Origin of the sequence: Lutimaribacter saemankumensis, assembly GCF_900100005.1 — a bacterium.
Classification (GTDB): Bacteria; Pseudomonadota; Alphaproteobacteria; order Rhodobacterales; family Rhodobacteraceae; genus Lutimaribacter; species Lutimaribacter saemankumensis.
On sequence record NZ_FNEB01000008.1, the window covers coordinates 86,005 to 100,126 of the forward strand.

Sequence of the window (14,122 nt, forward strand, 5' to 3'; positions counted from 1 at the left end):
GTCAGGCTTTCAATCTGGTGTTTTCGGGATCCCACAGGGGGCGGTCCTCCTGCACCATGGCGCGGCAACGCGTGCCATAGATGTCGATCTCCAGTTCCGTGCCGGGAACTGCCAGATCGGCCCGCAGCATCCCCAACGCGATGGACGCGCCGACGCGGTACCCCCAGGCCCCCGAGGTGGTTTCCCCAACCACCTTTCCGTCATGCCAGAGCGTCGACATATAAGGCGCATCGGCCGGTCCTGCCTCGACGATCAGGGTGACAAAGCGTTTTTTCACGCCGGATTGCCGCTCGGCGGCAAGCGCCGATTTGCCGGGGAAGTCCTGCGGTTTGTCCAGGCGCACGAAACGGTCCAGTCCTGCCTCAAACAGCGAATAGTCGGTCGAAAGATCGCCCTTCCAGGCGCGATATCCCTTTTCGATCCGCAGGCTGTTAAGCGCCCACATCCCGAACGGTTTCGCCCCCGCGCCCGTGACCGCATCCCAGATCGCCGGGGCATCCCCGGCGGCGCAATGAACCTCCCAGCCCAGTTCGCCGGCAAAGGACACGCGCAGCAGCACGCAGTCGTATCCGCAAACCGTCGCCTCCTGCACGGTCAGCCACGGCAGCGACAGATCGGCGTCGGTCAGCGGGCCCAGAACTTCGCGCGCCTTCGGGCCCGTAACGAGCAGGCAATCGTATTTGTCCGACCGGTCGTGCACCGCAACATTATCCGGCAGGCCGCGCAGCAACACGTCGCGGTCATGCCATTGCGCGACCGCGGCGGTTATCAGCCAGATCGTGTCGTCATCGCGGGGGATCACCGACATCTCGGTCAGCACACGGCCCCGGTCATCGGGGAAATAAGCTAGCCCCAGCTTGCCTGGCGCGGGCAGGCGGGAGGCCGTCAATCCGTCGACATGCGCGCGCGCGCCCGGGCCTTCGACGGAAAGCCTGGTAAAGCCGCTGATCGCGATCACGCCGCAGCCGTCGCGGACGGCGGCGCATTCCTCGGCGATGCGCGGCGCCCATGGGCCGGCGCGGTTCCAGGTCTGGGTCGCGGCCTCGCTTGCGTCGTCACCGTCCTTGGCGAACCAGTTCGCGCGTTCCCATCCGTTGTAGGCGCCAAACTGCGCGCCTGCCGCTTTCAACCTGTCGTGCAGCGCCGATTTGCGCCGGTCCGCTCCGGCGGGCCAGCGGTGCCAGGGGAAATGCATGGCGTATTCGTGCCCGTAAACCTCCATCCCCCTGGCGACGCAGTAATCGTGGTCGGTGTAATCGGTAAAGCGGCGCGGATCGCAGGACCACATGTCCCATTCGGTCTGGCCTTCGGTGATCCACTCGGCCAGCACCTTGCCCGCGCCGCCGCCCTGCGCGATGCCGAAGGTGAAAACGCAGGCTTCGAACGCGTTGGGAACGCCGGGCATTGGGCCAAGCAAAGGGTTCCCATCGGGCGCATAGGGTATGGGCCCGTTGATCACCTTGGTCAGCCCGGCCTCGGCCAGGACCGGCACGCGCGCCATCGCGTCCTCGATCTGAAAGGACAGGCGGTCAAGGTCATCGGGGTAGAGCTGAAAGCTGAAATCCTCGGGCAGGGGATCGTCCGGCGTGGCCCAATGCGCGCGGCAGGGACGTTCGTAAGGCCCCAGGTTGAAGCCCGCCTTTTCCTGCCGAAGGTAATAGGACGTATCGACATCGCGCAGCAGCGGCAGCTTGTGTCCGGCCTGCGCGGCCCAGTCACGCACGGCGGGCACCTCGTCGAAGATCAGGTATTGATGGCTCATTACCATCATCGGCACTGTGCGGCCGCCGAAGGGTTTGAACCATTCCCCGACGCGCTGGGCGTAATAGCCGGCGGCGTTCACCACGATTTCGCAGCGGATGTCGCCTTGATCGGTATGCACGATCCATTCGCCGTTTTCGCGGCTGACACCTGTGGCGGGACAAAAGCGGATGATCCTGGCGCCCATGTCGCGCGCGCCCTTGGCCAGGGCCTGGGTGACCTGCGCGGGGTCGATATCGCCGTCGGCCGGATCGTAAAGCGCCCCCTTCAGGTCGTGGGTTTCGATGAACGGATATTTGTCGCGGATGTCATCGGGGGACAGGATTTCAAGGTTCATACCCTGGTGCAGGCCCATGCCCCGCGCGCGGGCGAATTCCTGCATCCGTTCTGCGGAGTGACCCAGCCGGATCGAACCGGTGACGTGATAGTTCAGCGGATAATCCACAGCATCGCCCAACCCGCGATAAAGCTCGGTCGAATAGCGTTGCATGTTCATGATCGACCACGAGGTCGAAAAGGTCGGCACATTGCCCGCGGCGTGCCAGGTGGACCCTGCGGTCAGTTCGTTCTTTTCCAGAAGAACGCAGTCGGTCCAGCCCGCCCTGGCAAGGTGATAGAGTGCCGACGCGCCGACGACGCCCCCGCCAATGATGACCACGCGCGCATGCCTCGGCAAATCCGCCACTATCTTCCTCCCTGTCTTTTGAAATCAGTATTCCCGGCGACAGTTGATGGTTCAATTCCGAAAGCAGGTGTATATTGATCGGAAAATCCGATCAGGGGGTGCTGCATGAATATCGAGATGATCGAAACCTTTCTCGACCTGTGCGAAACGCGCAGTTTCCATCAGACGGCCAGCCGCCTGGGTGTCACGCAATCGACCGTATCGGGGCGCGTGTCCGCGCTGGAGCGCGCCTTGGGTTGCCGTCTGCTTGCGCGCAGCCGGTCGGGGACCGAGCTTACGACCGAAGGTTTGCGGTTCGAGCCTTATGCAAGGTCACTGCGCCTGAACTGGACGACCGCGCGGCAGGATGTGCGGGGCGCGGGGCGTGCGGCATTGACGATGCGGATCGGCATCCAGCACGATCTGCTGGGCGATCAGGCCGCAGGTTGGGTCAGCGCACTTCAAAACGCGGTGCCCGAGGCGGCGCTTTATGTCGAAGCGGATTATTCGACCCAGATGTGTTCCGACGTCATGAACGGTCAGCTTGACCTGGCAATCCATTTTACCCCCAAGGCGCATCCTGACCTCTATTTCGAAACGCTGGGTGAGGTCGGGTATCACATGGTGTCGACAGAGGCGCGGATGCTGACGGATGTCAGCCCGGACACCTACATCCTGGCCAATTTCGCCCCGGCATTTTCCACCACCCACGCCGCGCTGCTGCCGTCACTATCGGGCGGTGCGGTGTCGAGCGGGCAAAACGCGGTGATCCGCGCGCTTTTGACGGCGCTGGGCGGCAGCGGCTATGTCCTGTGGCAAACCGCGACCGAACTGGAAAGAAACGGCCAGGCATATCGCGTGGCCGGTGCGCCGCGCATTGCCCAGCCGGTTTATGTCGCGGTGCATCTGCGCAATCGACATCGCAGCGCGCATCGGCGGCTTCTCAGGGCGCTCAAGGCGCATCTGGGCGCGCGCGATACCGTGCCCGGTCAACCCGCCTGACCGCTGCCGCCCTGGACGTGGTTCATCACGTCGAGGATCTGTTCGTCTTTCATCATCACATGGTCGATCATCAGGCGCCGCGCGTCCGCCGCGTTTCCGGCAACGACAGCTTGAAAGATGCGGCGGTGCTCGGTCGCGGACCGTTCAGGTTCGCCCGGCAGGCAGTGCCGCGCGTGAAGATAGCCCAGAAGGATCGTGCCGGACCGCAGCGCGGTCTGGGCCAGATAGGCGTTCCCCGCGCAGGCGAACAGCGCCTCGTGAAAGGCAAGGTTCAGATCGTAATAGTCTGCACCGTTTTCCGCTGAGGCGGGAAAACGCTCGCAGGCGGCAAGCGCGGCTTCAAGGCGCGCGATCTGCGCGGGATTGGCCCGTCGAGCCGCGCGATAGGCCAGCGCGCCTTCCGCCTCGGCATGTGCTTCGAGCAGTTGCACGACCCCGGCAAGGTCCAGCGCCTTTACATAGACGCCGGCCCTTGGGCGCCGTTCGACAAGGCCAAGCGCCTCGAGCGCGATGATCGCTTCTCGAATCGGGGTGCCGGATAGCCCGAGGCGGCTGCGGATTTCGTCTTCGTCGATGCGCTGTCCGGGCCTTAATCCGCGCGCGTGGATGCGGGCGATGATGTCGTCCCTGACCTGATCAGCCTGTGCGCCCAAGGTGTAACCCCTTTGAAACATGAGAGTCCGGGCCAAGCGGTTGCCCGGTTGCGGGTAGAGTAGAAAAGAATGGATTAATTGTAAACTTGGTGTTATTAATTATAATTATAAAGCGAAAAATAGTCAGGAAACTCCGATGCCTCTCACACAGCGCAGCAAGGCCCCGACCTTCAGCGGACCCGAGCTTTGTTCGAAAGAAGCGCACGAGGTCGTCGCGCTGTTGAAGTCGGGCGAGGTGTCGCCGCAGGATCTGTTGCAGGCGACCTATGACCGGATCGCCAGTGTCGAGCCTGCCGTCAACGCGATGCCGATCCTGTGCCCTGACCGGGCAGGTGCCGCCGCCGACGCCTTGCCGTCGGGCGCGCCGGATGGTCCGGGCTGGCTGGCCGGACTGCCCGTGGCGATCAAGGATCTGACGCCGGTCGCGGGCGTTCTTTGCACATGGGGCACGCGGGCGATGGCGGATAACGTCGCCGAGAAAAGCGATCCCTTGGTCGCGCGGATCGAAGCCACGGGCGGAATCGTCATCGGCAAGACGAACACGCCCGAATTCGGTGCGGGCGGCAACACGTTCAACGCGGTCTTCGGCAAGACGCGCAACCCCTACGACACGACGATGAACGCGGCGGGGTCATCCGGCGGGGCCGCTGTGTCGCTTGCCACCGGCGAGGTCTGGCTCAGCCACGGGTCGGACCATGGCGGGTCGTTGCGCACGCCGGCGGCCTATAACGGCATCGTCGGGCTGCGGCCCAGTCCGGGGCTTTGCGCCAGCGACAGCGAGATCGGCTTCATCACCGAAGGGCAGCAAGGCCCCATGGCCCGCAGCGTGCGCGATTGCGCGTTGTTCCTGGATGCGATGGCTGGGTTCGATCCGACCATCCCGTCAAGTTTCCCGCCACCCTGCGAAGGCAGCTACGAACAGGCGGTCATCGCCGCGCCGGATGCCGTCCGGATTGCTTTCTCCCCGGATCTGGGCGGCTTGTCGCCGGTCGAGCCGGTGATCGACGGGGCCATCCGCGACGCCTTGCGCGCAGTCGAAAAGAACGGCGGCGTTATCGAAGAGGTCACCCCGGATCTGACCGCGCTCGAACCCACCTATCACACGCTGCGCGGCCTGTTGTGGGCGTCCGCCTTCAAGCGCGCGCCCGAAAGCCTGACGCGCCATTTCAAGCCGACGCTGGCCGAAAACACCGCTTTCGGGCAGGCCCTGACCATCGACGACATCACCGAGGCACAGCTGAACCGAACCACGCTTTTCAAGACCATGACCGCGCTGCTTGGGGATTTCGACGTGCTGGCATGCCCGGTGGTCGGCAACATGCCGCGCCCTGTCGATGTCGAATGGGTCGACGAGGTGAACGGCGTACGCTTTGACGGATACATGGACTGGCTGCGCTTTGCCTTTCTTGCCACGACCACCGGATTGCCGGCAATTTCCGTGCCGATCGGTTTCGACGACACCGGCATGCCGCTTGCGATACAGTTGATTGGCCCGCACCGGGGCGAGTCGCGGCTGCTGTCCGTGGCCCGCGCGGTAGAGCGTGCGGTCGGTGGTCCGTTCCCGCCGATTGATCCTCGAGTGACCCACAAGGGGGTGTGACCATGGCGAATTCCAGTTTCCTGTCCGACATGATGGCGCGGGTGGCGCAATCCGGCTGGCGCCGTCGCGCTCGTGCCGGCGATACCGGTGATACGTTCGATCTGTTCCAACGGCTGCTGGGCGACGAAGGCGAGGCCTCCGGGTTGGTCACCGCGATGCAGGCGCTCGCCCAGTTCGAGGCGCATTCGCCTGAAGACAAGAAACGCCTGTTCGTAAAGATCGCCGAGGAATGCAGCGTCGATGACGCCGCACTTGCCAAGGCGATTGCCGAGTATTCTCCGGGTGATGCCGATGCGGCCCGTCGCATCCACTATGTCGCCGAACCCCGGAGCCTGGAACTGATCCGGCGGCTCAACCGGGTGCCGGGCGCGACTGCGCGGTTGGTGGACATGCGTGCCGATCTTCTTTCGGCGCTGCGCGATACCCCCGCGCTCAAGGGGTTGGACATGGATTACCAGCACCTTTTCGCAAGCTGGTTCAACCGCGGGTTCCTGGAAATCCGCAAGATCGACTGGCACACGCCTGCCGATATCCTTGAAAAGATCATCACCTATGAGGCGGTGCACGAAATCAACGGCTGGGACGACCTGCGCCAGCGCGTGGCGGACCCCGACCGGCGGCTTTTCGCCTTTTTCCATCCGGCGATGCCGTCCGATCCTTTGATATTCGTCGAAGTGGCCCTGACGCGGGTCATTCCCGCAGCGATCGACGCGATCATCCGCAGCGACCGTGACCGTATATCCCCGGCCGAGGCGACGACGGCGGTGTTCTATTCGATCTCGAACTGCCAGAAGGGCCTGCGCGGGGTTTCCTTTGGCAATTTCCTGATCAAGCAGGTTGTCGCCGAATTGCAGGCCGAGCTGTCGAACCTGAAGACCTTTGTCACGCTGTCGCCCGTTCCGGGCCTGCGCAAGTGGGCCGAATCGCGCCCCGACATGCTGACGCCCGAGGATCTGGCCGCCATAGATCAGGAAGATGGCCCGTCCTTCGACGATGCCCGTCGGATCGCCGCGCGGTATCTGCTGCGTGCGCGCAGGCCGCATGGATCGGCACATGATCCGGTGGCGCATTTTCACCTTGGCAACGGGGCCACGCTGCATCGCGTTCACGCCGCCGCCGACCTCAGCCCGAACGGCCGTGCGAACAGTTGGGGCGTGATGGTCAATTACCTGTACGACGGGTCCAGCATCGAAGCCAACCATCAGGCCTATGCGACGGATCACTCGATCTCTGCCTCGGCAGAGGTCAGGAAACTTGCCGACTGATCGGAGCTTTCGAATGTACGAACAAAACCACCTTGCCGGGCGCCTTCGCGCCGCCAGTATCGGACGGGACGATGCGCCTTTCCTGAAAAACCACCAGACGGGCCAGACCGTCACCTATGGCGCTTTCTTTGCCAATGCCGAACGCATGGCCAAGGTTCTGGCGGATCACGGCGTCGCACCCGGCGATCGCGTTGCGGTGCAGGCCCCAAAGACGCAGGCCATGCTGGAACTTTATGTGGGATGCGTCCTGGCAGGCGCGGTTTTCCTGCCGCTCAACACCGCCTATACCGGGGCCGAGATCGACTACTTTCTGGGCGATGCGGAGCCGGCGCTGCTGGTTTGCGACCCGGCCAAGGAGGCCGCGCTTGCTTCCCTCGCACGTTCCGCGGGGGTCGGTGCCGTCCTGACGGTCGATGCCCGGGAAAACGGCAGCCTGATCGAGGCCCGCGACCGTCAGACGCCGGGTTTCGAGGCCGTCGTCCGCAGTGGCGACGACCTTGCCGCCATTCTTTACACGTCGGGAACGACAGGGCGGTCCAAGGGTGCGATGCTCAGCCACCGGGCCTTGGCGTCCAATGCGCAGACGTTGAAGGAGTATTGGCAGTTTACGTCCGACGATGTGCTGATCCATGCCTTGCCGATCTTTCACACGCATGGGCTTTTCGTGGCCACGAACGTGACCCTCATGGCGGGGTCGTCCTGCATCTTCATGGCCGCTTTCGACGCGGAGAGGATCCGCGACTACATGCGCGAGGCGACCGTGCTGATGGGGGTGCCGACCTTCTATGTGCGACTGCTGGAAACCGAGGGGCTTGCCGATGCCGCGCGCGGTATGCGGCTTTTCGTTTCGGGGTCGGCCCCGCTGCTTGCCGAAACGCATGACCGGTGGCGCGCGGTGACCGGCCACGCGATCCTTGAACGCTATGGCATGACCGAAACCAACATGAACAGTTCCAACCCCTATGACGGCGAAAGGCGCGCCGGAACGGTTGGCTTTGCGCTGCCCGGGGTCGAGATCATCGTGACCGATCCCGATACCGGCGCCGAACTGCCGCAGGGCGAGGTCGGCGTTCTGGAGGTTCGCGGCCCGAACGTTTTCTCGGGCTACTGGCGGATGCCGGAAAAGACCGCGGAAGAGCTGCGAGGGAATGGGTTTTTCATCACCGGCGATCTCGCCCGGATCGACGATGACGGCTATATCACCATCGTCGGCCGCGCAAAGGATATGATCATCACCGGTGGCTACAACGTCTATCCCAAGGAAATCGAGCTGTTGATCGACGACGTGTCCGGTGTTGCAGAAAGCGCCGTGATCGGCGTGCCGCACCCGGATTTCGGCGAGGCCGTGGTAGCCGTGGTCGTGCCCGAACCGGGATCGGCGGTGACCGAGGATGCGATCATGTCGGCGATCGCCCCTGCGCTGGCGCGCTTCAAGCAACCCAAGAAACTGATCTTTCGCGACGAACTGCCCCGCAACACGATGGGAAAGGTGCAGAAAAAGGAACTGCGTGAAATCCACCGGGATTTGTTCAAGGCGGGGTGACGTCCCGCCTTCCGGTTTCGCGGTGAGCGCCCAGGCTCAGCCCGCTAAGCAATCGGTCAGCTCGAAACTGTAACCGGCAGAGGGCAGCGCACGGTACATGCGATAGCCATCGCCCTCGGCGCGGAAAATCGCGTTCGGTTCGCGCACGGTGACGGATACGGGCAGGCCGTCATGTGTTCTGGTGACGGAAAACAGTTTCATCATCGCAGCGGCCCCACCATTTCGCGTGGGCGACAGGTGCGCAGAGAGGCACTCGCTTTTCCCGGCACCCGCAATGCAGACGGCTTCTTCGGGGTCGCGATGCGGCCAGTTCGACGAGAACACAAGGCGGTCTTCTTCGAGGATCAGGCTGCCGCCGCCATTGATTTCGTCGTAGGGAACCACGCATGTCCAGCGGTCGGCAGCTGCGGGGGCTGCAAGCATCGTCACCAGAACGGTCAGGATCGTGCGCTTCATCTCATTGCCTCTCGTGCAAGCCCGATGGCTCGTTCGATGCCCAGCCCCACCCGTGCGATCGCGAATGCCGTGTTCCGTCTTGACCCGGACCTGCCGGTCCACTAATCAGCACCTGCCTTGAGCGGGTATAGCTTAATGGTAAAGCCCCTGCCTTCCAAGCAGGTTATGTCGGTTCGATTCCGTCTACCCGCTCCAGATTTCCAAACGAACCAAACGCGACATCCTGCCGCTTTTCGCGGTTCGGAAAACACCCATCTCCTTGTGCGCGAACAGGAAAACAAGGAGGACGCAATGTTTTCGGGACTGACCCGCGCAATGGTGATCATCAATATTTTCATGCTTGGTGCGCCGATCGCCATGATGTTGGCGATGGATGGCAGCGATTGGCTGGATCGGCTGCAAATGATGAGTCCGGTTTTCTGACTCATGGCCCGGAGTCCATGCGGACTCCGGGCTTCTTGACTGAACGTGGAATGGGGATACGCTCTGCCCCAGGGAGGAAATCCTGCCATGTGGGCGGGATCGGCACGAACCGGCAGGCAATTGCCGGCGGCCATCCGGGGAGGAGTTGCAACCATGAAACTGAAAACGTTAGGCGCGGCGCTGCTTTTGGGCACGATGCCCGTTGCCGGTGTCGCGGAAACTTACAACGTCACCGTGGCAGCGGGTCATCCGCCGGTGTTCCGCTGGGTGCGGATGATTTCGGAACAGTTCATCCCGACCGTTCAGGCGCAGCTCGAAGGCAGCGGCCACACCATCAATTTTTCTGAACAATACGGCGGCGCCATCGCGGGCGTGGGCGAGGAACTCGAAGCCGTCGAAGCCGGGCTTGCGGAAATCGGCACATGCCAGGCGTTGTTCGATCCTGCCAAATTGGCGGTTCAGAACGTGACCTATTACACGCCCTTCGTCAGCGACGATGTGCGCCAGGTCGCCACCACGATCAACCAGATGCACGAAACCAATCCCGACATGACCCGCGCCTACGCGGAAAACGGCGTGGTCTATATCGGGGCGCCGATCGGCATCGATGACTACCTTCTGATGACGAATTTCCCGGTCGACAGCCTGGACGACCTGGACGGCCGCAAGATCGCGGCACCCGGTGCGGCGATCAACTGGTTGTCGGGAACCGGCGCCGTCGGCGTGTCGGGCAACCTGACGACCTACTACAACGAGATCAAGACCGGCGTTTACGACGGGGTCATTGTCTTCGCGAGCGCCGCGCTGCCCGGCAAGCTGTACGAAGTCGCGCCCTACATCACGAAATTCGGCCTTGGCGCGCAATATGCCGGATCGCTGTGCGCGAACGAGGCCTGGTATGACGGCCTGCCGGACGAAGTTAAGGCCGCGCTGGATGCCGGCGCCGATGCCGCGATGACCTGGTATCACGACGATCTGGAAAACTTTGTCGGCATTGCGCTGACGAAGATGGCCGAGGCTGGCGCGACCGTCACCGAGGCCACGCCCGAGATGCGCGCGCAGTGGGCAGAAGGCATGGACAATGCCGCCAAGACCTGGGCCGAGCAACTGGACGCGCAAGGCCGCCCGGCCTCGTCGATCCTGTCGGCTTACATGGATGCGATGCGCGCGGCCGGCGCGACACCGCTGAGGGACTGGGACAAGGAATAATCCCATGCGGCGCATCCTGCGCGCCCTGGATGGCGTGACCCAGGCCGCAAACGTGGCCGGGTCGCTGCTGATCCTGTTGCTGATGGGGCTGGTCGGGCTCGACGTGGCGGGACGCAACCTTTTCGGGGCGCCCGTGCCGGGCGTTCCCGAGATGGTCACGCTGTCCATCGTCGCCATAGTGTTCCTGCAAATCCCCCAGGCGCTGCGCGCAGGCCGCATGACCCGGTCCGAGGCGGTGCTTGGCTGGCTGGCGGGGCGCGCACCCTGGGCGGGCAAGGCGCTCGAGACACTTTTCGACCTGCTGGCCATTGCCGTGATCTGGGTGATCCTGCGCAGCACATGGCCGATTTTCACCAGGGCCTGGGACAGGGGCGAGTTCATCGGCGCGCTGGGTGATTTCACCGCGCCGGTCTGGCCGGTGAAGGCCACGATCCTTCTGGGCTGCGCGCTGCTGATCCTGCAATTCGCCGCGCGCATCCTGCGCCGCTGGTTCGGAGGGCAGGCATGACGCCATTCGACATCGGCCTTGTCGCGCTTGCGGCGATGTTCGGCTCGGTCCTTCTGGGGCTCTACGTTCCGATTGCACTGATGCTGTGTTCCTTTGCGGGGGTCTGGGCGATCAAGGGCTCGCCGATCTTGGCGTCAAAGCTGCTGGCGCTTGCGGCGAATGACGCGATTTCAAGCTATTTCTTCGGCGTGGTACCCCTGTTCGTGCTGATGGGTTTTATCGTGTCCGAGGCAGGTTTGGGGCGCGATGCGTTCGACGTGGCGAATGCCATGTTCCGGCGGCTCAAGGGGGGCTTGGGCGTCGGCACGGTGGGGGCAAACGCGATCTTTGCCGCGATCACCGGCATTTCCATCGCCTCGGCTGCCGTCTTCACCAAGATCGCGGTGCCCCAGATGATCCGCCACGGCTATGCCCCGCGTTTCGCGGTCGGGGTGGTTGCCGGCTCCAGCGTGCTTGGAATGCTGATCCCACCCTCGCTGCTGCTGATCCTCTATGGCATCCTGACCGAGCAGAGCATCGGCGACCTGTTCATCGCGGGGATCGGTCCGGGGATATTGCTGGCGATCTTCTTCGCTGCCGGGATCGTGCTGATGGCGGTCTTTGCGCCCCGCTTCGTTGGCCGGCCCGACGATGTGGACGATGGCGCGCTGCCGCCCGCCGTCATGCTGCGCAAGGGGCTTCCCATCGCCGGACTGATCGTGCTGGTGCTGGGCGGGATCTATGCCGGGGTCTTCACTCCGGTCGAGGCGGGCGCCATGGGGGCCATCGGCGCGCTGGTGCTGGGCTTTGCCATGCGGCGGCTGACCTGGGCCAAGCTGTGGACCGTTCTTGTGGATACCGGCATGGTCACGGCCACGATCTGCTTTCTGATCATCGCTGCGCAGATGTACAGCCGGATGCTGGCGCTGTCAGGCGTGCCGGGGGGGATCGGCGCCTGGGCGGCAGGGGCCGACCTGGGGTTCTGGGGGCTCATGCTGCTTTACGTGGCGATCGTGATCGCGCTGGGGATGATCCTCGACAGTTCGTCCATCATGCTGATCCTCGTGCCGCTGATGCTGCCCGTGGTCATTCCCATGGGGCTCGATCTTGTCTGGTTCGGCATCGTCACGGTCCTGGCCGTGGAAATCGGCCTGCTGACACCGCCATTCGGCATCTCCGTCTATGTCATCAAGGCCACACTCGAAGATGACAGCATCACGCTGGCCGACATCTTTCGCGGGGCCGCGCCCTTTGCGCTGATGATGCTGGCGGTCCTGCTGATCGTCATCGCCATACCATCTGTCGCGACCGGCCTGTTGCCGGGCCGCTAGAACGAAGGAGACACATCATGCCACGCCGTTTCGTCGATATCTCCGTCCCTCTCGAAGCCGGGATCGCCAGCGATCCGCCGATCATGCTGCCAGAAATCGACTATCTCGATCACAAGATGACGGCGGGTCAGATCGCGTCGTTCTTTCCGGGTCTGAAGGAAAGCGACCTGCCGGGCGGCGATGGCTGGGCGGTCGAGATGCTGCGCATATCCAGCCACAACGGCACACATCTGGACGCGCCCTATCACCACCATTCCACGATGAACAACGGTGAGCGGGCGATCACGATCGACGAGGTGCCGCTGGAATGGTGCTTTGCGCCCGGCGTGAAACTGGATTTCCGCCACTTTCCCGACGGCTATCTCGTCGGCGCGCAGGAGGTCGAGGACGAGCTGAAACGGATCGGACATGACTTGCAGCCGCTCGACATCGTCGTCGTCAACACGGCCGCCGGTGCGAAATACGGCGCGCCCGATTACGTCGACAGCGGGTGCGGCATGGGGCGCGAGGCCACGCTCTACCTGCTGGAGCGCGGCGTGCGCGTGACCGGAACCGACGCCTGGAGCTGGGACGCACCGTTTTTGCATACGGCGAAGAAATGGATGGAAACCCACGATCCCGGCATCATCTGGGAAGGCCACCGGGCGTCGATCGATATCGGGTATTGCCACATGGAGAAACTTGCCAATCTCGACAGCCTGCCGCCCACGGGGTTTACGATCAGCTGTTTCCCGATGAAGCTGAAGGGTGGGTCGGCCGGGTTCACCCGCGCCGTTGCGATTTTCGAGGAGTGAACAAATGAAACTGGGAACCGTCGCCCATGAGGGCGTGGAAAAACCCGTCGCGGTCATCGACGACGACACGCTGCTGGATCTGCGTGCTGCGGGGCTCGATATCCGCGACATGGTGCAGCTTGTCGAAATGGGCGAGGCCGGGTTGGAGGCGGTGCGCGACGCGCTGGCCAATCCGCAATTCGGGGCCACGCTCGGCATGACGGATGTCGAGATGCGGGTGCCGATCCGGCCGGTGCAATACCGCGATTGCCTGGTGTTCGAAACGCATCTCAAGAACTGTTTCGTCGCCATGGAAAAGGTGACGGGCCGCAGCCACGAAATTCCACCCGTGTGGTATGATCAGCCGATCTATTACAAGGGCAACCGGCTGAGCTTCATCGGTGACGGGCAGGATGTGCGCTGGCCGAACTACGCCGAGTTTCTGGACCTCGAACTTGAGCTGGCGATCATCATCGGCAAGCGTGGAACCGACATCCCGGCCAACGAGGCGCCGGGGTATATCTGGGGGTATACGATCCTCAACGACATGACGGCGCGGGATGCGCAGATGGTCGAGATGGCCGGCCAGCTTGGCCCGGCCAAGGGCAAGGATTTCGACACCGGCAATATCCTGGGTCCGTGGATCGTGACGGCGGACGAGATCGGCCATCCGGCTGCACTGGATATGGAAGTGCGGGTGAACGGCACCCGGTGGGGCGGGGGCAATTCCGCGCAGATGCATCACAGCTTTGCCGATATCATCGCGCATATCTCGCGTTCTGAAACGCTCTATCCGGGCGAGGTGATCGGATCGGGAACGGTGGGCACGGGCTGCGGGCTGGAGCTGGGCAAGCGGCTGGAGCCGGGCGACAGGTTCGAGCTGGAGGTCGAAAAGATCGGCGTGCTGCGCAACCGGATCGTCCGCTGAGGGGTTCCGACGCGGCTGCGCGCGCGT

Annotated in this window: 13 protein-coding genes and 1 tRNA gene; 11 read left to right on the top strand and 3 right to left on the bottom strand. The window is 63.5% G+C overall.

The features are described from left to right. Position 1: 1 nt before the first annotated feature. Entirely contained in the window at positions 2–2,446 is a 2,445-nt protein-coding gene (locus tag BLT50_RS14795; protein ID WP_090029481.1) for a GcvT family protein, read from the bottom strand. A gap of 105 nt (positions 2,447–2,551) precedes the next feature. Here BLT50_RS14795 and BLT50_RS14800 point away from each other — a divergent pair, with 105 nt between their 5' ends. Beyond that, positions 2,552–3,427 carry a LysR family transcriptional regulator gene (locus tag BLT50_RS14800; protein ID WP_090029482.1) on the top strand — a complete coding sequence of 292 codons (876 nt, stop codon included), beginning with the start codon at positions 2,552–2,554 and terminating at the stop codon, positions 3,425–3,427. On the opposite strand, the gene BLT50_RS14805 is transcribed toward BLT50_RS14800, so the two are convergent. Further along, positions 3,415–4,080 carry a GntR family transcriptional regulator gene (locus BLT50_RS14805; RefSeq protein WP_175491492.1) on the bottom strand — a complete coding sequence of 222 codons (666 nt, stop codon included), beginning with the start codon at positions 4,078–4,080 and terminating at the stop codon, positions 3,415–3,417. The genes BLT50_RS14800 and BLT50_RS14805 overlap by 13 nt on opposite strands. Before the next feature lie 136 nt (positions 4,081–4,216). Between BLT50_RS14805 and BLT50_RS14810 the strand changes: the two genes are divergently transcribed. Genes BLT50_RS14810 through BLT50_RS14820 form a run of 3 tightly spaced genes read left to right on the top strand, consistent with a single transcriptional unit; the run spans position 4,217 to position 8,488 of the window. After that, positions 4,217–5,680 carry an amidase gene (locus tag BLT50_RS14810; RefSeq protein ID WP_090029484.1) on the top strand — a complete coding sequence of 488 codons (1,464 nt, stop codon included), beginning with the start codon at positions 4,217–4,219 and terminating at the stop codon, positions 5,678–5,680. Positions 5,681–5,682: 2 nt separating this feature from the next. Beyond that, positions 5,683–6,945: a malonyl-CoA decarboxylase gene (locus tag BLT50_RS14815; protein WP_090029485.1), complete on the top strand. Its 1,263-nt coding sequence runs from the start codon at positions 5,683–5,685 to the stop codon at positions 6,943–6,945. A 13-nt stretch (positions 6,946–6,958) separates the two neighbouring features. Then, positions 6,959–8,488, top strand: a complete 1,530-nt coding sequence (locus BLT50_RS14820; RefSeq protein WP_090029486.1) for a malonate--CoA ligase — start codon at positions 6,959–6,961, stop codon at positions 8,486–8,488. Positions 8,489–8,524: 36 nt separating this feature from the next. On the opposite strand, the gene BLT50_RS14825 is transcribed toward BLT50_RS14820, so the two are convergent. Further along, positions 8,525–8,944 carry a hypothetical protein gene (locus tag BLT50_RS14825; protein WP_090029487.1) on the bottom strand — a complete coding sequence of 140 codons (420 nt, stop codon included), beginning with the start codon at positions 8,942–8,944 and terminating at the stop codon, positions 8,525–8,527. Positions 8,945–9,065: 121 nt separating this feature from the next. Here BLT50_RS14825 and BLT50_RS14830 point away from each other — a divergent pair. The 7 genes from BLT50_RS14830 to BLT50_RS14855 all read left to right on the top strand — a co-directional run bounded on the left by BLT50_RS14830 (position 9,066) and on the right by BLT50_RS14855 (position 14,095). Beyond that, positions 9,066–9,139, top strand: a tRNA-Gly gene (locus tag BLT50_RS14830). Between the two features lie 96 nt (positions 9,140–9,235). After that, a complete protein-coding gene (locus BLT50_RS19705; protein ID WP_281241654.1) occupies positions 9,236–9,367 on the top strand; it encodes a hypothetical protein in 132 nt (43 codons plus the stop codon). A 153-nt stretch (positions 9,368–9,520) separates the two neighbouring features. Next, the gene (locus BLT50_RS14835; RefSeq protein WP_090029488.1) at positions 9,521–10,576 is read left to right on the top strand and encodes a C4-dicarboxylate TRAP transporter substrate-binding protein; all 1,056 of its coding nucleotides are present in this window, start codon (positions 9,521–9,523) and stop codon (positions 10,574–10,576) included. Positions 10,577–10,580: 4 nt separating this feature from the next. Continuing rightward, complete coding sequence (locus BLT50_RS14840; protein ID WP_090029489.1) at positions 10,581–11,084, top strand: TRAP transporter small permease subunit; 504 nt, start codon at positions 10,581–10,583, stop codon at positions 11,082–11,084. After that, entirely contained in the window at positions 11,081–12,394 is a 1,314-nt protein-coding gene (locus BLT50_RS14845; RefSeq protein WP_090029490.1) for a TRAP transporter large permease, read from the top strand. Before BLT50_RS14840 ends, BLT50_RS14845 begins: the two co-directional genes overlap by 4 nt. Before the next feature lie 17 nt (positions 12,395–12,411). After that, positions 12,412–13,188: a cyclase family protein gene (locus BLT50_RS14850; protein WP_090029491.1), complete on the top strand. Its 777-nt coding sequence runs from the start codon at positions 12,412–12,414 to the stop codon at positions 13,186–13,188. A gap of 4 nt (positions 13,189–13,192) precedes the next feature. Further along, positions 13,193–14,095, top strand: coding sequence for a fumarylacetoacetate hydrolase family protein (locus tag BLT50_RS14855; RefSeq protein ID WP_090029492.1), 903 nt, complete (start codon positions 13,193–13,195; stop codon positions 14,093–14,095). Positions 14,096–14,122 lie beyond the last annotated feature (27 nt).